General features: G+C 33.4%; 29 protein-coding genes, 2 pseudogenes and 1 other annotated feature (1 of these 32 running past the window's edge). Of the genes and pseudogenes, 1 reads left to right on the forward strand and 30 read right to left on the reverse strand.

Translation table 11 applies throughout. From position 1 onward, the window contains the following. Nucleotides 1-168, reverse strand: a binding site (T-box leader) (it extends 72 nt beyond the left edge of the window). Nucleotides 169-217: 49 nt separating this feature from the next. From tpx to IGM04_RS11540, 29 genes and pseudogenes are all read right to left on the reverse strand, one after another. Beyond that, on the reverse strand, nucleotides 218-706 hold the full coding sequence (gene tpx / locus IGM04_RS11400; protein ID WP_002367321.1) for a thiol peroxidase: 489 nt from the start codon (nucleotides 704-706) through the stop codon (nucleotides 218-220). 63 nt (nucleotides 707-769) lie between these two features. After that, entirely contained in the window at nucleotides 770-1417 is a 648-nt protein-coding gene (locus IGM04_RS11405) for a redox-sensing transcriptional repressor Rex (protein WP_002365189.1), read from the reverse strand. Between the two features lie 129 nt (nucleotides 1418-1546). Next, complete coding sequence (gene thiI / locus IGM04_RS11410; RefSeq protein ID WP_002359156.1) at nucleotides 1547-2761, reverse strand: tRNA uracil 4-sulfurtransferase ThiI; 1215 nt, start codon at nucleotides 2759-2761, stop codon at nucleotides 1547-1549. Nucleotides 2762-2852: 91 nt separating this feature from the next. Then, a complete protein-coding gene (locus IGM04_RS11415) occupies nucleotides 2853-3971 on the reverse strand; it encodes a site-specific integrase (RefSeq protein WP_002365190.1) in 1119 nt (372 codons plus the stop codon). Then, nucleotides 3946-4158 (reverse strand): DUF3173 domain-containing protein, encoded by a 213-nt coding sequence (locus IGM04_RS11420; RefSeq protein ID WP_002399131.1) that lies wholly within the window; start codon nucleotides 4156-4158, stop codon nucleotides 3946-3948. Before IGM04_RS11420 ends, IGM04_RS11415 begins: the two co-directional genes overlap by 26 nt. Nucleotides 4159-4250: 92 nt before the next feature. Further along, complete coding sequence (locus IGM04_RS11425) at nucleotides 4251-4607, reverse strand: LptM family lipoprotein (protein WP_002393063.1); 357 nt, start codon at nucleotides 4605-4607, stop codon at nucleotides 4251-4253. Between the two features lie 65 nt (nucleotides 4608-4672). Next, nucleotides 4673-5209, reverse strand: a complete 537-nt coding sequence (locus tag IGM04_RS11430; RefSeq protein ID WP_002408339.1) for an EF0163 family protein — start codon at nucleotides 5207-5209, stop codon at nucleotides 4673-4675. Next, nucleotides 5206-5430, reverse strand: a complete 225-nt coding sequence (locus tag IGM04_RS11435) for a hypothetical protein (RefSeq protein WP_033596683.1) — start codon at nucleotides 5428-5430, stop codon at nucleotides 5206-5208. Before IGM04_RS11435 ends, IGM04_RS11430 begins: the two co-directional genes overlap by 4 nt. A 12-nt stretch (nucleotides 5431-5442) precedes the next feature. Then, nucleotides 5443-6471: a phage tail tip lysozyme gene (locus IGM04_RS11440; protein WP_074653638.1), complete on the reverse strand. Its 1029-nt coding sequence runs from the start codon at nucleotides 6469-6471 to the stop codon at nucleotides 5443-5445. A gap of 41 nt (nucleotides 6472-6512) precedes the next feature. After that, nucleotides 6513-8564 carry an ATP synthase F0 subunit A gene (locus IGM04_RS11445; RefSeq protein WP_033596685.1) on the reverse strand — a complete coding sequence of 684 codons (2052 nt, stop codon included), beginning with the start codon at nucleotides 8562-8564 and terminating at the stop codon, nucleotides 6513-6515. Nucleotides 8565-8579: 15 nt separating this feature from the next. Continuing rightward, nucleotides 8580-11084, reverse strand: a pseudogene (locus IGM04_RS11450) (ATP-binding protein). A gap of 21 nt (nucleotides 11085-11105) precedes the next feature. After that, a complete protein-coding gene (locus IGM04_RS11455) occupies nucleotides 11106-11495 on the reverse strand; it encodes a conjugal transfer protein (RefSeq protein WP_002394253.1) in 390 nt (129 codons plus the stop codon). Nucleotides 11496-11503: 8 nt separating this feature from the next. Beyond that, the gene (locus IGM04_RS11460; RefSeq protein WP_081115960.1) at nucleotides 11504-11728 is read right to left on the reverse strand and encodes a hypothetical protein; all 225 of its coding nucleotides are present in this window, start codon (nucleotides 11726-11728) and stop codon (nucleotides 11504-11506) included. After that, a complete protein-coding gene (locus IGM04_RS11465; protein WP_085382910.1) occupies nucleotides 11728-12714 on the reverse strand; it encodes a conjugal transfer protein in 987 nt (328 codons plus the stop codon). Before IGM04_RS11465 ends, IGM04_RS11460 begins: the two co-directional genes overlap by 1 nt. Next, nucleotides 12695-13162 carry a hypothetical protein gene (locus tag IGM04_RS11470; protein WP_002380870.1) on the reverse strand — a complete coding sequence of 156 codons (468 nt, stop codon included), beginning with the start codon at nucleotides 13160-13162 and terminating at the stop codon, nucleotides 12695-12697. The genes IGM04_RS11465 and IGM04_RS11470 overlap by 20 nt, the downstream gene beginning before the upstream one ends. Beyond that, the gene (locus IGM04_RS11475; protein ID WP_086318204.1) at nucleotides 13159-13710 is read right to left on the reverse strand and encodes a hypothetical protein; all 552 of its coding nucleotides are present in this window, start codon (nucleotides 13708-13710) and stop codon (nucleotides 13159-13161) included. Before IGM04_RS11475 ends, IGM04_RS11470 begins: the two co-directional genes overlap by 4 nt. A 13-nt stretch (nucleotides 13711-13723) precedes the next feature. Further along, nucleotides 13724-14452, reverse strand: coding sequence for a class A sortase (locus IGM04_RS11480; RefSeq protein WP_086318203.1), 729 nt, complete (start codon nucleotides 14450-14452; stop codon nucleotides 13724-13726). Nucleotides 14453-14455: 3 nt separating this feature from the next. Next, nucleotides 14456-16453: an isopeptide-forming domain-containing fimbrial protein gene (locus IGM04_RS11485; protein ID WP_179142598.1), complete on the reverse strand. Its 1998-nt coding sequence runs from the start codon at nucleotides 16451-16453 to the stop codon at nucleotides 14456-14458. Nucleotides 16454-16576: 123 nt separating this feature from the next. Further along, on the reverse strand, nucleotides 16577-17188 hold the full coding sequence (locus tag IGM04_RS11490) for a hypothetical protein (RefSeq protein WP_033596692.1): 612 nt from the start codon (nucleotides 17186-17188) through the stop codon (nucleotides 16577-16579). Next, the gene (locus IGM04_RS11495) at nucleotides 17152-17376 is read right to left on the reverse strand and encodes a hypothetical protein (protein WP_033596694.1); all 225 of its coding nucleotides are present in this window, start codon (nucleotides 17374-17376) and stop codon (nucleotides 17152-17154) included. The genes IGM04_RS11490 and IGM04_RS11495 overlap by 37 nt, the downstream gene beginning before the upstream one ends. 17 nt (nucleotides 17377-17393) lie before the next feature. Further along, nucleotides 17394-18677: a replication initiation factor domain-containing protein gene (locus IGM04_RS11500; RefSeq protein ID WP_033596696.1), complete on the reverse strand. Its 1284-nt coding sequence runs from the start codon at nucleotides 18675-18677 to the stop codon at nucleotides 17394-17396. A gap of 287 nt (nucleotides 18678-18964) precedes the next feature. Then, nucleotides 18965-19405 carry a hypothetical protein gene (locus tag IGM04_RS11505; RefSeq protein ID WP_010710100.1) on the reverse strand — a complete coding sequence of 147 codons (441 nt, stop codon included), beginning with the start codon at nucleotides 19403-19405 and terminating at the stop codon, nucleotides 18965-18967. Nucleotides 19406-19414: 9 nt separating this feature from the next. Beyond that, nucleotides 19415-19702: a hypothetical protein gene (locus tag IGM04_RS11510; protein ID WP_033599777.1), complete on the reverse strand. Its 288-nt coding sequence runs from the start codon at nucleotides 19700-19702 to the stop codon at nucleotides 19415-19417. Further along, a complete protein-coding gene (locus IGM04_RS11515) occupies nucleotides 19692-19970 on the reverse strand; it encodes a hypothetical protein (protein ID WP_033599775.1) in 279 nt (92 codons plus the stop codon). Before IGM04_RS11515 ends, IGM04_RS11510 begins: the two co-directional genes overlap by 11 nt. An 18-nt stretch (nucleotides 19971-19988) precedes the next feature. After that, entirely contained in the window at nucleotides 19989-21497 is a 1509-nt protein-coding gene (locus tag IGM04_RS11520; protein WP_086318200.1) for an FtsK/SpoIIIE domain-containing protein, read from the reverse strand. After that, nucleotides 21498-21878 carry a HepT-like ribonuclease domain-containing protein gene (locus tag IGM04_RS11525; RefSeq protein ID WP_086318199.1) on the reverse strand — a complete coding sequence of 127 codons (381 nt, stop codon included), beginning with the start codon at nucleotides 21876-21878 and terminating at the stop codon, nucleotides 21498-21500. It abuts the gene before it with no gap. Further along, nucleotides 21868-22194, reverse strand: coding sequence for a nucleotidyltransferase family protein (locus IGM04_RS11530; protein WP_002394268.1), 327 nt, complete (start codon nucleotides 22192-22194; stop codon nucleotides 21868-21870). Before IGM04_RS11530 ends, IGM04_RS11525 begins: the two co-directional genes overlap by 11 nt. 59 nt (nucleotides 22195-22253) lie before the next feature. Further along, a pseudogene (locus IGM04_RS11535) lies at nucleotides 22254-22578 on the reverse strand (hypothetical protein). A gap of 37 nt (nucleotides 22579-22615) precedes the next feature. After that, on the reverse strand, nucleotides 22616-22768 hold the full coding sequence (locus IGM04_RS11540; RefSeq protein WP_033600203.1) for a DUF6906 family protein: 153 nt from the start codon (nucleotides 22766-22768) through the stop codon (nucleotides 22616-22618). Between the two features lie 214 nt (nucleotides 22769-22982). Between IGM04_RS11540 and IGM04_RS11545 the strand changes: the two genes are divergently transcribed. Continuing rightward, on the forward strand, nucleotides 22983-23171 hold the full coding sequence (locus IGM04_RS11545) for a hypothetical protein (protein WP_002408317.1): 189 nt from the start codon (nucleotides 22983-22985) through the stop codon (nucleotides 23169-23171). On the opposite strand, the gene IGM04_RS11550 is transcribed toward IGM04_RS11545, so the two are convergent. Then, on the reverse strand, nucleotides 23158-23319 hold the full coding sequence (locus IGM04_RS11550; protein WP_002408316.1) for a hypothetical protein: 162 nt from the start codon (nucleotides 23317-23319) through the stop codon (nucleotides 23158-23160). The two genes, IGM04_RS11545 and IGM04_RS11550, sit on opposite strands and share 14 nt — an antisense overlap. Between the last annotated feature and the right edge of the window lie 22 nt (nucleotides 23320-23341).

A 23341-nucleotide genomic window follows, 5' to 3' on the forward strand; every position in this document is an offset into this window, starting at 1 on the left:
CACTCATTCGTGAGATAACGTTCACGAAACGAATCGTTCTACTAACGTACTGTGTTCAAACCATTGACTCACAAGCTACCTTCTCACTGGTTGTGTAAAAGTCTTGCACCTGAACGACTTTTTCTCTAAAACGACGCCAATGATACTCCTCTTGTTCGCTGTCTTTGCTTCATTCTACAATGAAGCGCAAGCAAAGTCAATTTGTAATCTAGAGGGATTACACTTTTTTTGCAGCTTCTAACGCTTGTTGATAATCGGGTTCCGACGAAACTTCTGAGACGATTTCTTCATAAACTAACGTTCCTTCTGGGTCAATCACAAAAATAGCACGTGCTAAACGGCCCATTTCTGGAATATACAAACCATAAGCTGCACCAAATGAGTCTTCAGTATCATGAAGCATTTCCATTTCGACACCCTCAGCGGCACACCAATTTGCTTGTTCTTCAACTGTGTTATTGGAAATCGTGATAATCTGAACACCGTCTAATTTCGCCGCTTCTTGATTGAAACGTTTCGTTTGCAGTGAACAAACACGTGTGTCGATATCAGGAACCACACTAATTAAAACCGTTTTACCTTTATAATCTGCCAAGTTGATTTCTTGGTTGTTTAAATTTTTCAAAGAAAAGACGGGGGCTTTTGTGCCAACTTCGGGCTGTTCACCTGTCAATTCTAATACGTGCCCTTTTCTTGTAACATTCATTCTGAAATCCTCCTTTTCCACTTTCAATAATAAGTATAGTAGAGGATTTTTATGAAGACAATTTTATTGCTTTGGGCTATTTGCTAGTGAAAAAGTTTCATTAAAATAAATCAGTGTTTGCAGTTCCGTTGTTAAATCAATATACTGCACACTAACGTTGGCTGGCACACTGACACGGTCTGGCGCAAAATTTAAAATCGCAGTCACACCCGCTTGAACAATTTTGTCGATAGCTTTTTGGGCATGGTGACTGGGTACTGTAGAAATGGCTACCGTGACCCCTTCTTGTCGAACGAATGCTTCTAACTCAGACATATCATGAACTAATAATCCATTAATCGTGGTGCCAACTAAAGCTGAATCATTATCAAAAGCACAGACAATATTCAAATTCTCGTTGCGTCTAAAATTATTTTTTAATAATGCCTTGCCTAAATTGCCACAACCAATCAGAGCAATTCTTTTTTCTTCTTGCGTATTTAAAATATTACTAAATACCTCAATTAAATACGGCACATCGTAACCATAACCGCTTCGGCCCAGTTCACCAACGTGGGAAAAATCACGCCGAATCGTTGCAGAAGGAATCTGGATCATTTCACTAAACTCTCGTGATTTAATGCGTTTAACACCAGAATCCCCTAACATTTTTAAATAACGTAAATAAACCGGCAAACGTTTTGCCGTTGCTTTAGGCATTTTTTTCTCCATCCTCTGTCCTCCTTGTTACCTACTTCACATATTCAGTTTATCACGGTTCCCCTCTCCGAGCAACTTGTTTGTGAAATAAGTACAAAATAAATACAGTGACGTCTAAGCGACCGTCACTGTATTTATTTCTTATAGGAAATCTGCAAATTCGTCTTCTTGTTTATCTTTCGCTGTTTCTGCTGAAATCTCTGTAATTTTGAGTCCTTCTAAGGCCCGAGCCATTAAACCTTCCAAGTCTAAGCGCGCTTCATAATCTTGCGCTTTATCCAAGCGAGGTCGTGTTTTCGGTTGCGGTGGCGCAAAAATTGTACAACAATCTTCGAAGGGTTGGATGGCTAATTCAAACGTGTCAATTTTTTCGGCAATTTCGATAATTTCTGTCTTATCCATTGAAACAACAGGTCGAATTATCGGTGTTGAGGTAACCTCATTAATTGCTACCATACTTTGAAGTGTTTGCGAAGCCACTTGTCCTAACGATTCACCGTTAATAATGACTAAACCTTTCCGCATTTCACGAATTGCATCTGTTAAGCGTAACATTAAACGTCGTGTAATGGTCATTAAGTAGCCTTGGGGAACGACTCGTTTAATTTCTTCTTGAATTTCTGTAAAGGGCACTTCAATAAATTGAATAGTTCCTACATAAGGGACTAATTTTTCAGCTAAATCTTTGGCCTTTTGTAACGCTTGTTCACTTGTATAAGGTGGACTAGCAAAATGGACAGCTTCCACTTCCACGCCACGTTTCATAGCTAAATAACCTGCAACTGGTGAATCAATGCCTCCTGACAACATCAACATACCACGACCACTGGTGCCCACTGGCAATCCACCCGCACCACGAATCGTTTCATAAGATAAATACGCCGCATCTTTACGAATTTCAATTCTTAAGTTGATATCAGGCTTTTTCATTTGTACTTGAATTTCCGGGATGGCTTCAATAACAGCCCCACCTAATTCTTGATTCAAGCCATTTGAATCAAGTTCAAATGAATGGTCCGAACGTTTAGCAGTAATTTTAAACGTCTTACCTGGCGTATAAACTTCCCGAACAACCTCTTGAACCATTGCACGAATCGCTGGCATTTCTTTTTCAATACGAATACTTGGTGAAAAATTTTGAATCCCAAACACTTTACTTAATTTCGGAATCACTTCTTCACTATCTTCCCCATTTAATAAAATATGCATTCTGTCTCGATCTGCATGGATTTTCAATGCTGGAAAATCAGCTAACGCACGTTTCACATTTTGTGCTAACTGCATGATAAACGTTTTACGATTTTTTCCTTTAGTTGATAATTCGCCATAGCGAACCATAATTTCTGTATATTTCACTTTCTATTAATCCCTTTCTAAATCGCTTTAAAACAAAGCTTACAATTAGTTTTCATTATATTTGCTAACAATAAAGCTAACAATTACTATTCTAAATTTTTAAATCAGTTAATTTCTTAGAAACATCATTCATTCTTCCATTATAAAGGTGCCCATATTTTTCTAAAGTGGTTGTTATACGACTATGACCCAATCTTTCCTTAATAACCAGTGAATCTTCCTTAAGGGCAATTAACATAGAAGCATGAGAATGTCTTAAAGCGTGTATCTTAATCACTGGCACATCTGCTAAGTCACAAAGTTTTTTAAGCCAGCCATGCGTTGTAGACTTAGCCAATGTTCCACCATCTATAGAAAATATAAGGTTTATTTTTAAAGGAGATTGCTGTTCTCTCCATATTTCAAAAAGCCGTAGCGTTTCATCGTCAAGAGATACCGTTCTAATACTACTTTTTGTTTTTGGCGTTGTAGTTCTAAACTCTCTTTTATTTTTAACAAGCATCGTCTTATTAATATAAACAACTTTACTGTCAAAATCAACATCTTCCCAATTCAAAGCTAAGGCTTCACCTAGCCGAAGACCTGTCATGAATAAAAATCTAAAAAACATTTTTTTAAAGAACAATAAACTATCGCTTTCATCACTAAGCAGCATTACTTTTTGCATATCATCTATAGTCCAAATGTTAACTTCTTTCTCTTCAACTCGAACTCTACTTACTTTTTTTGATATATCTTCATCAATAAATCCAAAAATAAAAGCTCGCTCGAATACGGATTGAATATTACAAATGATTAAATTAATATACTCTGGAGATAAACTTTCACCTGTTTTAGTTTTATACTCACCAGATAAATAATTAATCAATTTTTGTAAATCAACCGTTTCAATAGCATTTATCTGTACCTCATTAAAGATAGATAAATGATTTTCAATTATACCTGTATTGGTCTTAAAAGTACCTTCCTTAACATGATTTTTGTACCAGCATTTATAATATTCTTCGTAAAAATTACCAAATGTAATCTTTTCACGTTTTTCTTGATAATCAATCATAAACTGATTATAAGCTTTTTTTGCCTCCTTTGCTGTCTTAAATCCACGCTTAAATTTTTGTATTCTTTTCCCTTTTAAATCAAAACCCAAACTTGCAACAAAATAATACTTACCTGTCTTTTTGTCTTTATAAACATTTGATGTCTTTGCCACCTTTATTAACCTCTATTCCTAAAATTTCTTCAACTACACTCACAGGAACACAAGAGATTTTCTTACCACTATAGAAGTGGCAACCTCTTTCTACTAGTAAAGCTTTGGCTTCACGAATAACACGTTGTGATTGGTATGGAGAAAATCCAAGGCTAATAATGTCTTTTTTTGTCACAGTACTTAACATTAATAATACCATCTCCTTCTATTTAATTACATAAAAAAAAGCAGTACTTAATTAGCACTACCCTATGTCAAATGTTCATTAAAATTGAATTTCTATTTAAATTTACCCGACTTGTAGATAACTTCATAGTTACCACTAGCTTTCATATCATCAAAAGTTGCTTTGCTTTTTGTACTATCTAACTGCTTATCTTCATCATAATAATAAAAATACTCCAATGCACTAGGCTCATCTTTAACAGGAACCCAAATATCAGCCAAATAACGATTAGTGTCTTTATCTTTATACATCAAAAAACTAAAACTATCTTCTGAATATTCATCACCATATGCAGAATCTTTAATTATAGAGTCTTTAAATTCTTCACCTGTTTTATCTAATTTAGAACCACAGGCAGATATCGTAAAAATTGCAACAACCATCAACGCAATTGAAGCTGCCTTTTTCATTTTATCATCTCCTAACTTATATAAACGTAATACTATTAAATAAAGCAAAAAATTGTATTCCAAGATTAATACTCTTGTTTCACTGAGTTATAGGTAATTTCTGCTATCTTATTCCCTTTCACTTTTGCCAGTAAAAGTACCCTTGTTTTTGTTCCGTTTTGTTCACAATCAAGCAAGACTGCGTATTCCTTTTTATCATTTTGATATATTGATCTTACTTCACCTTTACTTTCCAATTTTGCACCAGTTTTCACATCAATACCATTTTTCTTTATACATTCAGCAGTCATTAATTTCTTCAAATTTTCGTTACGATCATTGATACTAGAAAAATTAGCATAAGCATTTCCAAAGTCCTCTACCAACTGGTAAGTGTTAGATACCTTTTCTTCCGTTGATTTATCCTTACTCTGTATAGACTTGGTACTACTTTTTTCAGTTACTTCACTTCTTTTCGTAGTATTTATATTATCAACTGGTTTCATAGTCGCCGATTCAGTTGTTGACGAAGCCACCGTTTCATGACCTTTGGTATTTCCTCCACAAGCAGAAAATATTAATCCAACACCTAATACTAAAACTACTAAACTTAACTTTTTCATTTTCTACCTACTTTCTTTGAAATGCGTTGCACTTCTTTAATATACACAACATTTGAAAAAATTCCCTCAGACAATTTAACACGATACTCTTTATTATTCACAGCTACTAAAAAACCATCTTGGTACTTTTGAACTGCAAACTCATTTTTTCTACAGTTAAATTTCGAACAGATTTCTTTTATCTGACGATTAGTTAAACCACTTTTCTTACTCAAAATCATTCATAATTCCTCCTACTTCCTTACTATGCTGGTCACATGTGGAAAATCTAATCCCCAAGTCCGAGAATACTTAGCAACAATTTGACCTTGTTCCGCATTTTGCTCGTATGTTGTAAATATTCCTTTGCCTTCTACGCCTGCAACAACACCAGTATGTCCATAAATACTAGTAGCCACACCACCTTGTCCAAAATTAATAACATCTCCTGCTTTAATATCCGAGTAGTTTGGATTCTTTATCACTTTCCAACCTATTGACGGCCAATTGTAATCATTACCAATCTCACTCGCAAACATATGTCCTGTACCCATCATTTGAAAACCTCCTTGTTTTTCAACAAAAAAAGCAGATAAGCCATAGCACTGCCCACCATTAATAGTTTGTCCCAGTACATTTTCTAAAATATCAATTTCTCCTCCACCAATATTGGCTGAACCTCCGCCCATCGAACCTGTAGAAAGTCGCTTATACCAATTATTAGCACTAGTCTTTCTTTTTACTTGTTCTACAGGATCATCTTTTGTTCCAGCTCGTTCCCACAGCTTCAAAATATCTACCGCAAGTGTATTCACATCTTTTGATTTAGACATTCTTTTAAGTAAGTCACTATCAGAACCATCCTTATTCCATGCAAAATCCATTTGTAAAGCTACTGATTTCCATTCCTTTTTTTGACTTTTTGCAAAATTTAATAAATTAACTCTTCGTCCTGAATCCCATTGCCCTAATCCAATTCCATAACCGCCTAAACTAGCGTTATAAGCAATAGAAGGATTAAAAGCCAAATTACTTTGAATTCTAGCAGGATTTAATCCACTTTCATGTTCCATATTGCCAATCCAAGCGGCTGCAAACTGCAACGTTCCACCGTGTGACGTCACGTAGTTAGAAACTTCTAATGCTACTTTTTCCTGTGGTGTAGCAGGCTGAAACTGGGAAGAATCTCCGCTTTCACTAGAAGAAAATACACCTAAAAATAATAAAAAAGGAAGAATAAAGACAAAGCAACTAGCAATTAAAACCTTATTTGATTTCTTCATGGTCTCTCCTTTCAATAAAAAAGAAGGCTGATAATCATTCATCAGCCCTCTACAACATCAAAATTATATTCTTCCGTGTTCACACTATCAAAAAATTGTTCCTCTGTTTGTTCTAAATTATTGAAGTTTTCTTCTGTTTGGTAAAATGAATAAACGTTATTTAATGAATCATTGTTATTTGTGATTAATTCGCTATCCTCTCTACCATCAAAAAATGCACGTTCTTCACGAGCAAATGCCAACTCATCGAAATTATCAACCCTAACATTCAAATTGTCCGCTATTTCTTGCTCATCAAGTTCTTGAATTGGCTCTTCTCTATCATTTTCACTTGATTCTACACTTGAATCTAAACTATCAAGTTCATTTTCAATAATTGGCTCTAATTCAATATTATTTTCATCAGCTAAAGAAGTATCAGTATCAAAATCAGATACATTTTCATCTAATACAGGAACATCAAATTCTTCTAAAGAATTATCCGCTTCATCATCTGTTGAATCTTCAAAATTATCCACTTCATCAGTTAAAGCTTTATCTTCTATTTCTTCTAATTCCTCATTATCAACATTGGTTGGCTCTTCTACTTCCGCAATTTCTTCTTCGGGCAACATATCGTCTTTAAATGGTTGTTGTTCTTCTTGAGTAGAACGATTCAATAATGAATTCAATCCTGTTCTAACACCAGCAAATTGCCCATTATCGTCAATAAAATGGTCTTTAGCTAAGTTCAACGCCTTGTCATGTTTTGGCATTAAATGACTAGCACCATCAGCAGCCAACGCTAAATTTCCAGTGGAAGCAGCTATTCCTGCTTTTACTGCTCCAACACCAATTTCACCTGTACGCTCAACCGTTTCTTTTGTTTTTTCATTCATTTTTGATTCAAAAGAAGGTTGTTGAACTTGACCATCAGAAAAGAATGATAATATTTTATATCTGCTTTTCCAAATTTTCCGATACAAAATAATTTTCACCAATGCAGTAACAATTAATGTGCCTAAAAGAAAAACACCACCAGACATCACCATTAATAAACTGCTACTTACTTTATCCATCAATCCTAAAAATGCTTGGTCAATTAACTTATTGATCCAAAATAACACAGACAAAAAGATACCGAAAACTACAGGTAAAAATAAAATGCCAATTAATGATTTAAAAAATTTAAACATCATCATTTGACACCGAGGGAAGAAGGAAACTAATGCAATAATCGGAAAAACAAGAATGAGTAAATCAACAATGATTTGAATTACATTGAGCATAATATTAATATACGTGACAGGCACTGCTAAGACTGCTAAATTGACTAAACCCACACCAACGCCAAAAGCTTTTTCCATTGTTTTTGCTCCGTCCTGTGCGAAGTATGGATTATCTTTCTCATTATTTTTTATATAGGTACTTCTTTCATCCTCAAATTTTGCTTTTTCTTTTTTAGACAATTTAGGTTTTTCTAGTAGTTTACTTTCGTCTAACTTTTTACCATTCTCCATTTTCCCATCTAGCGAACCACTATTCACAAAATTAAATGTTTGTTTTACTGTGGCATCAAAAATTGGACTTTGATATACTTCTCCATCTTTAGAACCTTCTGTTCCTAAATTGGCACTTGTGGTAAACGTACTTTGTACTCCTTTAGCAATTGCGTTAGTTGATTGAATCAAGAACGTTGAGCCACTTGTTGTGCCTGTTGACGTTGATACAGAGCCAAACCAAAAACCAAACAAAACAACAACTGCTAAATAATGAAGGAATACTTTTGAAAAGCTTCTACGACTGGAAAAGAAATGATAAAGCAGATAATATGCACTAATAAGAATCGCTAATGCAAGTAAAGAACCACCTCTAAATCCCTTGCCACCAAAGCCACTTAAAACATCTTTTGACATATTCAATACCGTTTCTTGTTTTCCTTCAAAGAAACTAGATTGGTTTAAGACGTTCTCACAAAAAAGGAAAAAAGAAGCAAACATTCGTAAGATAAAGAATGGTATATCTACAAAGAACCAATTCACTACTTGCCACCCTTTATCCAACAAACCACCATCAACCGTATAGGCACTATAACTGTCAATTAGATACTGCACATTCTCACTTCCTTCCTATGCAACAAAGCGGTTCTCCATTTTAGAAGCTTCTGTATCATCAACGGTTTTGAATAGTTCCAACCATTCTTCAAAAATAACATGAACAACAATTCGATTAGTCTGACCAAACATATCTTTCATTAAACACTGACCTTGAACCATATTTGAGACCCATTTCATGTTAATTTCGTTCACTGGTAAATTGAGATATTTCAAAACACCTTCTCGATTTTGAACTTCATCAAAACAAATCACTGTTCCAAAACCAGTACCATCTTCACTATCATCTAAATCGTTTGTTGATTGTGTAATCAATACTAAGAAATTATTAAACGAACGACCAATACGTTTCATTGATTTTAAAATCGCTTTACCTTCTGGCGAAGATTGAAAAATCCAAGATTCATCAAAGAACGTCACTGTTTCTTCTTTTGGATTTCTTGAACCAAACTTCGAACAAAACGTTCCTAAAGCAAACATCAATGTAACAGAAAGACGTTTATTTTCATCTAAATTTTCATTTTTATCAGTTGGTAAGTCTAAGTCCTCAATTTCTAAAATTGTTACTTTCTTATCGAATGATAGACCCTCAACATCACCATGAGAAAAAGCTAATTCTAAAACTGAACCTTTAACAGTCGACAAAATAAATCTACCCATATCTTTCACGTCAGAAATTTCACTTTCCACTAATCGCTCAATTACATGCCAAAACCCAACCTTTTTGCCTTCTTTCCGTTCCAAAACAACTTTCGCAATCGCTTCATTAATTTCTGTTTTTTGCTTTAAATTCCATGTTCCTTCGTATATATTGGTTAACATTGCTTTAGTTGTTGCAATCGCTTCTGTTTCATCAAATAAAACAATCGGGTCAAGCACGCCATGGTTTTTCGTATCACGAACATCTAAAGTGACGAAATTAAAGGACTTCACAAAATCAACATCTAAAGGATATTTCTTTTGATATTCAGGATCATTAATTGTGTACATAAATTGCTTTCGCATTTCTTTTTTTGGATCAATGTATAACACTCTGTCTTTTAAAAGTGCCATTTGCATAAATAAGGTTTTAGCCGTCACTGATTTTCCATTCCCAGTATCACCTGTAAGCGCCCAATGTGGGTTGTTTGTTTTCTTTCCATCAACCCCTTCTTTATTTGCTAATAGCATGTTCATAAAAATTAGATTTTTTGAACTAGAAATAATAGATTTTCTATCTTCTTTTTCTTCCAAAGTTGTATCCACTCGTCCAAGGTAAAAGCCTAACTTCGTACCTGCATGAAGTGAAGTAAAGAAATTCAACTCGGCAAACGATTCAATCGTTGACGTGTGTTGCCAACGAGAAGTCTGCATGCGGATAAAATTACCAAATAAGGTTGATTGAAATAAATAAGGATTATCAAACGTTGCTTTAATAAGTGGAATATCTAAACTATCAAAACGATTGATTAAATATTTTTTTCTTGCACGCATTTGTTTTTTCGTGCTACCACTAACAACAATCACTGCTTTCCAGTCAATAATATCCACACCATCATCAATTTTTTGGTCTAAATCGTCAAGTGATAATTGCCCTTCAACAATCTTTCGTTTTTGTTTAGAACCAGCTAAGTGTGCTTCCTGCATGATATTCTTAGTGCGGGTTCTTGCACGTGACTAACGCCCAGACAGTGCTAATTGCCCTTTACTTTCTGCAAAAGTCGCTTGAATCTTCACTTCGACTGGGAAAGGCATTTTTTGAACGACCTCTAAAAAATGATTACCATCAAGAAAAACACCTACATCTCCCATTGGAAGATAGGATATATAGCTTTCGCCATAATCACAATTCAAATGCAATCCACCGCCAAATAATGGTTTAATTTTTGTTGCCATTAAATTATCTAAATTTTGACTAGAAAGAACATCTTGTCGCTCATGAGGAATATTTTTCAAGAATTGGTACGCTTGGTAATAATACAATTCATCTTCTGTTAATCGTTCAATTAACAATTCAGATAGATTTTGGTAAACCTCTAATTCTTGCTCTCGATAATCTTTTTCCCAATCTTCTGCTAGCTCTACATCAAAACCTAAGCCTTTGACAAACTTTTCCGATACGTTACTAATTGAGTTAGTAACGGTTTCTTTTAAATCAACAGCGATATCTTTCTTGATTAAAGGTACACCAATTACCCATGTATATTCGTAAACCATGCCCATTTCTTGTTCTAAAACCATTGCCGTTTTCATCAATTTATCTACGCCTACTTCATAATTACTAGAATCAATTAAAGAACGCATAGCACCCATTTTCCCTCGAATGTCGGCATTAACTGGCAAAAGGTTAATTTCAAATCCATCATTTGCTTTTAAACGATTTAACGCACGAGCAACTTTCCTTTTCGTTTTTAATTTCTTTTCAACATCAGTCAACATGACGGTTTCAGAGCGAACACGATAGTAAGCTATCGCTGTTTTTTCTTGTGTTAAAACAATATTTCCTTTCATATGATTCGTTAATGGATATTCTAGTTGCATATTCACACTCTTTTTTATTTTTTATCGTTTAAACGAAAACTCTTCTATTTCTTTTACTCGTTCAAAAGCTACAATTGGCCTACTATCTAACACATAATTTTTCACATAGACAAAACCATCTTTTAAAAAACCAAAGCCTGTTTTTCCTTCGAATTCCTTTTCGGAATACCAACGAGCAACTTTATTCGGAACCAATACCATGATTAACAAATTTAAGTTAATTCCTAAAATTTGTGGTAATGGTACTTCTTTCCAAAACAAACCAGTTAACACAATCCCTAAGAATAGAATTAGGAGATAGGATAGGCTAACAGGTTGTGCAAATACCCATACCACTTGACCTTTAGGCGACTTAATAACTTGCATTGAATAAGGGGCTTTTAAGCCCCTCGAATAATCGTAATATTTCATATACTCACCTACATCTTAATTCCAACTAAACTTAATACCCATTTAACAACTGCAAAAATATTTTTTCCTTGATTCGTCGCAAAATCCTGTAAGATTAAGGCAATGACAATTACTGAACCAATTTTTGCCCATTCAGCACCTTTCCAGTGTTTTAGAATCAAAATAATTACACCAGCCGCCATAATTGTAATAAAACTTGTACTTAAAAAATTACTCAAATTTCCTGTATTCATTAGTCATTTCCTTCTTTCTCTGTAAAGTAATGTTTCATCGTATTAATAAAATAAGAATTCTCCGTTTTAGATAACCAAAGCGAAAAATCCTCTGTATGCGTTAATTTTGTTGTTTTATCTGAAAAAGTAACTGATACTTGAACCCCTGTTACGTCTTTCTGCTTTGTATCAAAAAATTTCATATCACCAGAATCTATTGAAACAAACGAGTCTTGACCAGCTGTCGTTGTTGGATTTTTCATTAACAGCATTAATTCTTGTTTGTTCCCAACTGAATATTTTGTAAAAAACATCTTTAAAAATTTCTCTACAGATTGTTTTTCTTTCCCATCAACATCTACTGAATTTTCTGTCTGTTTTAGAGGTACTGTTTTCCCTTGTGGTAAACTACTTGCTACAAAATAAGGACGTCCTACAATTGAAAACAAATTGTCTTTTACTTGAATTGGTAAAACCATATTCTGTGTCACATTTTCAGTCTTTTTATCTTTCTCCAATTCATAATTCACATTTAGATAAACCAAATAACAATCTTCCATTTTCTCTATACGTGATAAAGACGTATTTTTAAACGTACGTAAGACATTCCCTTGTAGATTTTCTGTTTCATCAACATTTTTTACATCTAATGATAAATATTTAGATAATCGATCAATACGAGCCTTTTTCGCTTCATCACTAGCTTTCGAGTTATAATTCAAATACTCTTTCGCAAAATTTTCGACATAAAAAGAGAGGGCTGAATAATCAAGCTCCTCTCTATCAACTTTATTTTTTTTTGATTGTTCACTTAATGTATCCACTTTTGAATACAAATTATCTACATTACTTGCCATCACATTGGCTCGAAGCGCACCAACTCCTGACATCACCAGTAAAACACTAGCGCCAATTAACACAACCCGATTCGCTTTCTTTTGAGAAAAAGTTTTAACCTTTGGTGTTTTTTCTTTCTTCTCTTTCTTTTTAATTTTCTTTAAATTCATATTCCCCTCCTACTCTTAATAAGCCCAAACAACTTTCAAACGTTTTTAAAAAAGTAGATTTAATCGCTTTTTCAACATAAACTCTCTCTCTAACATGCCCCTTATGTGTTTGAAAGCCTTCTTTATACAAATAAAAATAATACGAATTGTACATTTTATCCCCGTTAGGCTTTCTCAAGTATTGACCTTCTGCAATCAAACTAGTTATACCGCCATGAAAAACGTATTGCGCAACAAATTCCTTTTTAAAAGGCGCTTCATCAATAATAATCCCCATTTTAAATAAAGAATTTTTATATTCTTCCATATAAACAATATCTGCTTCATCAATTGGCATCTCATCAACTATGAATCCATGCAATCGAAGCATTTCAGGAACTGGTACATTTGAATACTTTTGGTAAAATTTACTATGCTCTCTAAAAATTGGCATAATATTTTGATTCATAAAATACAACTCCTTTCCATTTTTCTGTAATATTTATGGTATCTTTCCATAAATTCTTCCCTTAACTCTTCCAATCCCTGCGTAACTGCTTTTTTAGAACGATTTATCATTAGTTCTTCATAACCCATAGGAAAATCATCATGTGTGAGAAAATAATTAGCAGCCACCTTCTTTTCTCGTCCTAAAATATAAGATAAATCATCTGCTCGATACTTTTCTAATGGCATTTGCTGTTTGACCATTTTTACGTGTAGCCCACAAAATTTTTCTTCACTAATCACATCATATTCCACTCGAAATAACTTTAAACGGTCAAGAAAATTTCTTTGAACAATCCTACCCAGTTCTTTTTCATCAGGCGGATACCCCTTCATTCGTCTATATGTTTCATAAAATAATACAGCGATTTTCTTTTCACATTCCAAGAGTTTTTCTTGTTTAGCTGTTATTTTTTCAGGATTATTGGATTTGAAAATTAATGACTTAAAATCAAACATGTACTGATTGACAAATTCTTCTTTTGACAATTCCCTTATTTTTTCAACCAACTTTTTCCCTCCTCTAAACTAATTCCGCAATCACAATAATTCTTCCTGTTGTTTTTGTGGCTTGGTCACAAGTTATTAAAGTTAATGTTGGCTTTCTTGTTAGATTCAACATAGTTGTATCAGTCATATCAACATGCTTTTGCTCTTTTACCTTATATATGAACGAATGTCCTTCACGATCATTAAGTTTGACCAAATCTCCTACAGAAACTTTATTTAACGAGGTAAAAAGTAATCCTTCATACCCAGCATTGTGAAAAGCTAAAGCATAATTTCCTTTTCCCATCGTTTGTTTTGATAAAACAGTACACGCTCCATAAAGCATATTGTCAAAACTATCACCCATTAAAATAGGTAATTTTAATTGAATAGAATCAATTTCAATAGACCCTAAAACAGAATCCGACACTTCATTAAAATTTTCTTGGGCATTTTGAATCGTTTTAACAGACGGACGTTCGCCTTCGGTTAAAGAAATCACTGTTGGAATAGGTGTTTCTTCTTGTGCTTCCGTACCAGTAATAACATCTACTTGATTACTTTGAACAGTTTCACTAGATTTTGTCTCTACATGTTTTTTTGGCTTCTCCGCTTCCTCTAAGCCACTTGATACCACTGTATTTATAGCTTCTTTCACTTCTTCTTTTTGTTGGTTTTCAAAAAGAAGGAATGAAAAAAGAGCAATGAGAATAACTCCAATTGCTCCAACAAAATATTTGTTTTTTTCAATCCATTTTTTCATTAATTAGCCCTCTTTGCTATCTTTTTGTCGTTTCACTGCTACGACCACACCAATTAATGAAATTGCAATCACTGTAGCTACACCTGCACTTGTTCCAAAATCCATATTAGTATTTGGCAATACTTTTGGTTTTTCTTGTGGAGTTGTAACATTTACTTTGTTAGAATCTGTCGGTTCATCATTAATCACCAATTGTGCCACGTTTGGAATCATAATATTCCCTTTATCATCGACATATTGAGAAAAATCTGCGTCTTTCAATTTCCCTTTAATGTACACAAACAATTGTTTTTCTTTTAATTTGTTTGGTTCATTGGCAGCCCAAGAAACTTTTTGTGTTTTTTCATCAACACTAATTTTTCCTTGATCCGTAATATCTGTCCCATCTGAAAGAGTGACTTTCACTTCTTTATTCGCTTCTAAAACATCTTCTAAATCATCTTGAATGACTAAAGAAGTCATATCTTTGGTGTTTGGTACTTGCACATCTAATTTGAACGTTACTTCATCGCCCACTTTGGCACTGGTCAAATCCACTTCTTTATCACCTTCAAGGATTTTCTTCGCGATAGACGGGTCTTTTGGTGTGACAGTGGTTGTTGTTTCATCAGTTGGGACTTCTTTGTTGTTTTGGATAATTTTTGCTTTATTTGGAATTTGTAACTTGCCATCAATAAGGTACTTATCTAAGCTGGCACCTTCACGAATTTTTGTTTGGAAATTAAATTTGTATTCGTGATTATAGAAATCCGCTGTTTTTAATATGTCAGCCTTTGCAACCATACGTACTAAATTGCCTTCATGCTTCGCTTCAAATTTATTGGTAACGTCCTTTCCTGCTTCGTCCGTGACTTTCACATCAGACACACGTTCCAATTCAGGAATCAGTTCGTCTTGCATTTCATAGTTGCTATAATAAAATTCTTTCATTTCATCAGGAACTTTATGTGTGATCGTATAGCTATATACTTCGCCTAATCCTTCTAACGTATTTTTATCAACATTTGTTTCATCACTATCTGTCACCGTTTTAGTAGGAATCATCGGCGCTGTCCGAACTGGTTTTTTGGCACTATAGCCAAAATAACTATACTGGTTATTATTTTTTGGCGGTAATGGATTCCCTGAATTCTTTTCACGTGTCGCGAAATCTTCACTGTACGTAAAATCAAATCGAGAACGATTAGAATACAAGAACGTAAAATCACCACGATTGTCACCATCATCTAATGGAATATCGTCAGAATCGTAAAAAGTTTTTCCACCGTCTTTTTCTTCTTTATATTTAACAATTGTATCTTTCGTTGGTACGTACAATTTATCGATTGCTTTGTACGAATCTTTGTCAATCGTCATTCCTTGTAAATTATCAATATCAATCCATGAATAGTAGCCTGAAACTGGCTTTTCTTTGTCTGTGCCATGTTCTAGGTACGTCCATGTTTGTTTCACCCATGAGAAACCACCTTGGTAGGTTGCAATTGCGGATACATTGTTAAAAGCAACAATATTATTTGACACCATATTTTGTGCATTTTTATATTGTTCCCAATCTTGAATGGTAATTTTTAAATCAATTGGTGTCCCATCATCAGCTGTACCTACATTGTTGTAACGAATCCACGATTGTCCTTTCTTCGTTTTCGTTACATCAAGACCGATTTTCCCATCCCATTTTTGCGGAGGCATATTAACGTAAACATCATTCGTCCACCCATCACCACCTGTTTCAACCGTAGTGACACCTTTAATAAACTTTGCAATAAAACTATATTTTGAACCAGCTTCATCATCTGGTGTTACCACAGAAGCGTTCGGCGCATTAATGATTGAGTTAGAGCTTGCATTTGCACGTTGAAAAAAGTCGGCTCTCACTGTTTGTGGAACTTGTCCGCCTTCTTGCCCTTGAACCATCATTGGCATTGCCATGCCTGCTAAAATGATTGTTGTTGCTAATCCTTGAATAATCGTTGTTTTCTTCAAAATATTTCCTCTTTTCATTATTATTTTTTTGTATAAAAAATAGCCACAGAATAATTTCTATCGCATCATCACAGATTCATTCAATTAAATATATTAAGGTGCACGTTCTGTTTTCAACAAAACACCTAGCATTTGAAAAATTTAAAGCATCTCTTTTACTTTACCTTCCACAATTTCTCCTTCAAACCATTCTGCAAAGTCTTGTTTAAATCCATCTACACTATACACTTCTTGTAATCCAACTTCTTCTCCATCCGTTGGATCTAAATAAGTTGGTTTATCCTTTGGTCTAGCGTAAACCCCAATCCATCTTTCAAAATCACCTTCAAATGGACTGTCAACAATATACCCTTTCTTTTCTAACAATACTCGAGCTTGTTGTTTTAATTCTTCACTGTTTTTAGGTTCAAAATATTTATATTTATCTTTAAAACTAGAAAATTCTGAAAGCTCTTTATCATATATTTTTTTTACACTAAAAAATTCTTCCCAAATTGCTTTCTCTTTAACCGTCATTAATTCTTCATAAGCTACATAAGTATAACTATATCTTGAAATTTCTTTTAAAAGTTCTTCATTAGATTCTAAAAGCTTTTCAAAGACTGTTTTTAAATAAGGAATAATCAATTCTCCTTGTTTATCTAATTGAATTATTTTTTCTTTTGTTTTTTGTATGTCATTTCTAGTTTGTTTCATTTTCCCAGTAATAGTAATTGCTACTTTAGTGTTTTGTTTAATACATTCTCTGCCCATATACATAAACTCCTTTCAACTACAATATTATCTATTAATAAAGAATCAGCATCAGAACGTTTTCTAAATTCTTCATCACCATTATTTAGCTTTTTTCTCTTTCTCATCGAATAGAGTGAAAAAATAAATATCTCAAAATTAAGTACTACTAAAACAAAAGTAATTAGCAATAAATCAATTGTATCCATATATCCCCCCTTAATCTTTAAAATGGATATGCTTCTTCTAAATCAAATTCTTGTTCCATATAAGACCGAACACTATTATTTTGATTAGTATTAAACAATAAATCTTTCGCATCAACACACACCATTTCAATAATTTCCTCGTGTTTCTCCTTTAGTTCTGCTAAATCGATACGTTCCATCAGCTCATTTGTTCCTAACAGATTATCAATCTCTTTAATCATCTTTAATGAAGGGGCTAAATAATTTGATAACCACCGAAGTGTTTTTTCAATAGACGGTTTTTCACCTTGAATAGATAATTTTAAGCCTTCCAATTTATCAACAACATCATACCAAGATTTACAATAGACCTTCATATCATCTTCAATGTCATATACAGTCAAAGATTGATTAATAATTTCTTTCACTAACCAGTCTAACGACTCACTGCTTGATAGAAAATATTCTACAAACAAAAACGCCTTTTCATCTGAAAGGCGAATTTCATATCGATTTTTAATTTCATATTTTTCTCTTGCTTCCTCAACACTTACACTTTCTTTTCTTGCTAACTCGTAATCTTTTTGGTAAAAGTTAAAATATAATGGCGATTGACGACTGCCAAAATAAAGAGACAAACCTTTATTTACCATTTTTTTATTTTCATAAGCAAAGCCCCCACTAAAATCAAAATTCTTAAATGTAGTATCTACAAGCCCTTGCTCCATTTTTTCTTTCAAAACATATAAATCAAAATTTTCTTGTCCTTTCACAATCAATTCATCAAGAGCAATATCAATTCGTGTAATTTTTGTATCTACCAAAATACCTTGACCGAAAATATCGTCATCATAAAGAGAGCGAAAAAATTCTGTCCACGATCTATTGTTATCCTCTTCAAAAATTTCTTCTAGTTGCCGACAACCTTCACCAGACAAGTCCAACATAATTCCCATATTAACGTTTTCTGGATTCCGAAAAATCCGAATAGAGCTATATGAAAATGTTTCTGTATAATGATAAAACCCTCTAGGTTCATAAGTAAACCAGTTCATATCCATGTGCAACAACTTCTCAATAACTGTCCGAACATCTAATGTTTTAAATCGTATTCTTAAAAAGTCAATTTTTGCTTCTACCGAAGCGTGCCCACCATCTAAGTTCAACACATCAATAATCTTTTGTTCTAACTCTTTAGAAATAACACGTTTTCCAGATTCTATTTTTGAAATTAACGAACGCTCAATTCCTAATTTACTTGCCAATTCTTGCTGTTTTAATTTTAGCTCTTTTCTATACCGCTTTAAATCAACACCTCTCACTGCTTTAAACCTACTTCCAAAAAATGTGACAACTTTAGTCGAAAAATGTGACAAAATTATAATCGCTCAATCCCTTGTGGGACATAGCGTTTAAGTAACTTTTTTATATGGTATATTAAATTCTACCCCCATGTTATAAAACGGGGGTAGAAACTTTTGAGGTGGGACAAGCCCACCTCACGACTAGAAGTATTTGGGATATACGTTGCTACTTTTGTTAACGATAGAATAGGGGCGGGCGCCTTGGGGCGCCGCCCCTATTCTATCTACAAATCACGCAACAATCCCTAGCAACTTCTAGTCTGCTCTCCTGCTATTCCTTGCTTCATTTCTAGAACTTTCAGTCGTTTTTTTATCTCTGCATTATCCGACAAGACATCTTTTACTAAATCAATTAGTTCTTTCACTGTTGCTTTATTTTCTTCAAAATCTATTTTTGCAATAGTAATTACTTGTCGTTTTTCTTTTTCTTCTACAGACATAAATACCTCAATCATTGCCTGCTCTAACGGTACGTTTTGTTTCCTTAATTGAACTAATTCGTTAAATTGTTCAATTTGATTCCCACTAAAAACTTTATACGAGTAATTTCTGCCTTGTTTATTTTTAGCATATTGGCGAACAAATTGGACATCAGTTAACTTTTCAATTTTATTTGCCCAATTCTTCAAAGTTTTTAAAGAAATAGCATTATCTAACGCTAAAATTACTTCATCAAATGAAAACATGCTTCACACCTACTTACCAAACATTTCTTTCCAAGCAGAATCCATATGCTCCTTAAATCTTGTTTCTAAATACTTATCAACTTCTTGTGATGTTGAGAATTTCTTTTCCTCAACTGGTCTATCTTCATCATAAACAGCTTCTGCATCTAAAATAGAAGTCACTAAAGACTTATAATCAAGTAATCTATTATCATCTGAAACCCCTTCTTTTTCTGCCCTCCGCTCAACTTCTTTAATAATTTCTTGTTCCTTCTCCTTTACATAACTTAGCATTTGTCCTTGCGATTTAAATTTCACTTTCTTTTTCCTCCTTTTTATTCAAAGCAAAAATTACTTCTTCAACAATTTCAGTTCCCTTATTTTCCATAAATTTTTCAAACTCAACAGGATCAGTTAATTTTTTTATTCGCTTTCCATTAGAAAATCGAACTAATTTTGCATAGCTTTCTGATTGTTCATAGAGAATGTCACGAATACGTGTATCTAAATCAGGCTTTTTGTATCGTTTCTTGACTTCAACATATACTCGTTCTCTAACGCGCTTAATTATTTCACTAGAATCCAATAAAAAGCTCCTTTCTTATTATCCAAATTTTTCACTTAACTTAGCTAACTTTGCTTGTCCTGCTTCTAACTCTTCATCAATTTCAGCAAGGGCTTCTTTATCCACATGCTTAGATATTTTTTGAGATACTTCTTCTTGCACTTCTTTTGAAACATCTTTATATCCTAATTCTTTAGAAATCTTGATAAATTCCTGAATGAAGTCAAAATCTTGTGGTACTTGCGGGCTATAAAATTCTCTTGCAACAGAACCACCTAAAGCAACATAGCCACGTCCATAAACCTTTAAACCATCAATTTTTTCAACATATTTAAACTTTTTATTTTTATTTTCATCGCCGAAAATCATCAAAATACCTGTTTCTGATAAACGGCCAACCGACATACGAAACATAAATTGATCTCTTAATGCCGTTTTGATAAACTCGCCATCTGGTCGTTGCATAGCAACAATAAAGAAAATTCCTGCTTGACGAGCTTTTAAAATAAGTTGGGTTAAATATTCATCTACATCACCATCAGTTGCATAGTCATTCGCTAATTCTGCTTTAAATGCAGCAAATTCATCTACGACAATAAATTTTGGTTTTAATCCGTAATAAGCATAATTTTTACCCATTTTAAATTTTGGACTCTCGTTGATAGTTTTGAATCGTTCTTCCATTTCCTGTACTGCATTTTTAATACAATTGACAATATCCGTTTTCCCTGTAAAAACTTTTCCTTCAAATAAAGGTAATCTACCTAATGCCATTAAATCTGAATTTTTTGGGTCACAAATTTCTATTTCACCCACACGACACAAAGCATAGATTAAAGAAAGAATGGTAAAAGTTTTACCCCCACCTGTACCTCCTCCAATCAACATATGCGGGTCTTTATCGAAATGCCAATATAAACCTTTCATCAACTGGACTTTGCCTTTGTCTGCTTGCATATCTCTAATGGAAATACGTTTACTATACACATCAGTTGCTAACTCATACATCACAAATCCCTTCTCACTAGTCTGATTTAAATTATCCGCATGAAACGCTGTTTCCAAAAAACCACCAATGGTTTCAAATTTTTCCTGAAATTTATTACCTGCTGTTTCAAATGAAACGAAAATACTATTTTTTGCAGACTTATAATAAATTTTTGGGAACTTTATTTTTTCTTTTGTTTTACCATCACTACCTTTAACTTGCTTCTTCGTATAATAGCCATTGTCAATAATCATACGAGCTAACACTTGACGTTGTTCTACTTTAGAAAAATAGCCCGAATTGATAATTGAAGCCTTAACAAGTAATGTAATTAGCACGATTGAGCCTATCGAGACACCTATAATGATTAACGCTGGTACAATATATATTTTCCAATCAGTTAGATTTGAAAGATATAAAGGATACATCCATTTATAGCCCACAAAATAGCCTAAACAAGCAAAAATTGGCATAAAAAATAACACTCTATAGAGTGCCAACAAATTTCTTGAAGAATAACGGATACGCCTTCCTCTATATCTAAATAATTTTTTAAACATTTACCTACCTTCTTTTTGTAATCGTGCTAATTCTTGTCTACAAAATTCTTTATACACTGGAATATATTCTGTAGCCATTCGAAAAATCTGACGTTCATTCATTGTGCTATACGAATGTGCAAACATATTCCTCATATTCCTAAGTCTTTTCCAATCAACTTTACCACTATTTTTCTCTTTAAATTCTTCTGAAAAGCCACTGTTCCCAACAGTATATTCACCAATTTGCATTAAACACATACTGATTGCATTAAAAAACACTCTATCATGATAGAAGGTTTCATAATCCCTTCCAAAACGATTGAGTGTCTGTTCTATATCTTGAATGTAGATCAGCGTTCCTCTTAACAAACGTAAATCCTTTACTGTACTATCTCTCAAATACCTTTACACCTTCCTTTAAAATGGTAGCTAACAATTCTCTTCTTTCGGGTTTATCTTGTGTATCAACAAGAGTTTCTAGCTCCACTAAATCAATATCATGCGCTACAGCTTCTTTTAATTCTTCAAAGAAATCTCCATATAAATTCCAATAGGCTTCTTCTGATTGTCCTGTAATATCTACAGCAAAATCAATATCACTGGTTTCTTTCGCTTCATTACGTGCATAAGAACCAAAGACATAAACGACTGGTACATTGTGTTTTTCTGCTACAGGCTTCACACGCTCTTTAATTTCATTCATTGTCATCACCATCTGTTTCACCTCTTCTAACGTCTTTTCTAAAGCCATTATAAAGCATTCAAAATACACAATCAATTTACCTCACTTATTCCTAATGGATATTCTTCAAAATACACATTCTTTTCAAAATCTTCATGAAACTTCAAATCGTAGGCACGAATTAATTGATCAAAAAAACTATCTAATAATTTCAAAATAGCTTGTTCACTTTCAAAAAAAATAATCATCTAGTAATAAGAATTGAATAAGACTATTGCTCGTTTCATTAAATAGTTTTAAGTACAAGTCACTGTAATAATTAAAACTTTGCCACCCCCTATATGAATGCAATCTTCTTTCTAAAAAAGCTCGATACCTTACTTGCTTATGCTCCATTTTTTCCGACAGACTACTCATTAACTTACAAGACACCCCCTTTCATTAACATTCCTCCTTAATAAAAAATTTCTTTCAAATTACCACTTTCCTTATGCAGAAAAATAACACTACTCTTCAACCGTCTTTCCACTAACCAATTCATTGCATTTAATCTGCGACTTTTCAGCAATTCTTTTTCTTTCCTAACTGGGCGTTTCCCTTGTTTCATTTAACCACTCCTATTCTTTATTATTAATGTCTGTTAACAAACCATTAATAATAAAAAGGGCACTCGTTAGAATGCCCTTCACAGCTGTTAAACGGTGCCACCGATTCGTCTGAATATGATATTTACTTTCGTTTCAATTCCCACATCCAATTAATTTTTTCAGAAATTTCTGGTTCAGTGGTAAAATATTAACAAAAGGAGGTGTCCTATAATAATGCTAAAAACAATTGAAAAAGCATGTGAAATAGACATGAAATCCGTAACAATTATTCTTGCCAACAACCAAAGACTCAAAATTGAAAAATTCCAATCAATTATTGATGATAAAATTTTAGAATTTATCAGCTCCAATATTCAATACTACATTCCTGAAAAAAGTATTCTCTATTTTACAACGTCTTAAGAGACACCATTGTTCGTTTCATTTCACAATCTAATTTAATTGAAAGATAATCTAGCGTTACTTTTGCTTGTTCAAAGGTAACGTTTTTTTGTGCCAAAACTTCATACAATTCATCACCTATTTTTTTTAATTCTTCTCTTTTGCTCATTTAATCTACCTCAATCTAACAT

Source organism: Enterococcus sp. DIV2385 (genome assembly GCF_051711925.1).
GTDB lineage: Bacteria > Bacillota > Bacilli > Lactobacillales > Enterococcaceae > Enterococcus > Enterococcus faecalis.

Excerpts from the sequence above, each read along its gene's own strand:
- IGM04_RS11430 (WP_002408339.1), bottom strand. The coding sequence starts at position 5,209 with ATGAAAAAGTTAAGTTTAGTAGTTTTAGTATTAGGTGTTGGATTAATA.
- IGM04_RS11425 (WP_002393063.1), bottom strand. The coding sequence starts at position 4,607 with ATGAAAAAGGCAGCTTCAATTGCGTTGATGGTTGTTGCAATTTTTACG.
- IGM04_RS11435 (WP_033596683.1), bottom strand. The coding sequence starts at position 5,430 with ATGATTTTGAGTAAGAAAAGTGGTTTAACTAATCGTCAGATAAAAGAA.
- IGM04_RS11520 (WP_086318200.1), bottom strand. The coding sequence starts at position 21,497 with ATGTTTAAAAAATTATTTAGATATAGAGGAAGGCGTATCCGTTATTCT.
- IGM04_RS11490 (WP_033596692.1), bottom strand. The coding sequence starts at position 17,188 with ATGGGCAGAGAATGTATTAAACAAAACACTAAAGTAGCAATTACTATT.
- IGM04_RS11470 (WP_002380870.1), bottom strand. The coding sequence starts at position 13,162 with ATGAATCAAAATATTATGCCAATTTTTAGAGAGCATAGTAAATTTTAC.
- IGM04_RS11540 (WP_033600203.1), bottom strand. The coding sequence starts at position 22,768 with ATGAAACAAGGGAAACGCCCAGTTAGGAAAGAAAAAGAATTGCTGAAA.
- IGM04_RS11405 (WP_002365189.1), bottom strand. The coding sequence starts at position 1,417 with ATGGAGAAAAAAATGCCTAAAGCAACGGCAAAACGTTTGCCGGTTTAT.
- IGM04_RS11550 (WP_002408316.1), bottom strand. The coding sequence starts at position 23,319 with ATGAGCAAAAGAGAAGAATTAAAAAAAATAGGTGATGAATTGTATGAA.
- IGM04_RS11455 (WP_002394253.1), bottom strand. The coding sequence starts at position 11,495 with ATGAAATATTACGATTATTCGAGGGGCTTAAAAGCCCCTTATTCAATG.
- IGM04_RS11460 (WP_081115960.1), bottom strand. The coding sequence starts at position 11,728 with ATGAATACAGGAAATTTGAGTAATTTTTTAAGTACAAGTTTTATTACA.
- IGM04_RS11545 (WP_002408317.1), top strand. The coding sequence starts at position 22,983 with ATGCTAAAAACAATTGAAAAAGCATGTGAAATAGACATGAAATCCGTA.
- IGM04_RS11530 (WP_002394268.1), bottom strand. The coding sequence starts at position 22,194 with ATGGTGATGACAATGAATGAAATTAAAGAGCGTGTGAAGCCTGTAGCA.
- IGM04_RS11480 (WP_086318203.1), bottom strand. The coding sequence starts at position 14,452 with ATGAAAAAATGGATTGAAAAAAACAAATATTTTGTTGGAGCAATTGGA.
- IGM04_RS11465 (WP_085382910.1), bottom strand. The coding sequence starts at position 12,714 with ATGAATTTAAAGAAAATTAAAAAGAAAGAGAAGAAAGAAAAAACACCA.
- IGM04_RS11440 (WP_074653638.1), bottom strand. The coding sequence starts at position 6,471 with ATGAAGAAATCAAATAAGGTTTTAATTGCTAGTTGCTTTGTCTTTATT.
- IGM04_RS11505 (WP_010710100.1), bottom strand. The coding sequence starts at position 19,405 with ATGTTTTCATTTGATGAAGTAATTTTAGCGTTAGATAATGCTATTTCT.
- IGM04_RS11495 (WP_033596694.1), bottom strand. The coding sequence starts at position 17,376 with ATGGATACAATTGATTTATTGCTAATTACTTTTGTTTTAGTAGTACTT.
- tpx (WP_002367321.1), bottom strand. The coding sequence starts at position 706 with ATGAATGTTACAAGAAAAGGGCACGTATTAGAATTGACAGGTGAACAG.
- IGM04_RS11420 (WP_002399131.1), bottom strand. The coding sequence starts at position 4,158 with ATGTTAAGTACTGTGACAAAAAAAGACATTATTAGCCTTGGATTTTCT.
- IGM04_RS11485 (WP_179142598.1), bottom strand. The coding sequence starts at position 16,453 with ATGAAAAGAGGAAATATTTTGAAGAAAACAACGATTATTCAAGGATTA.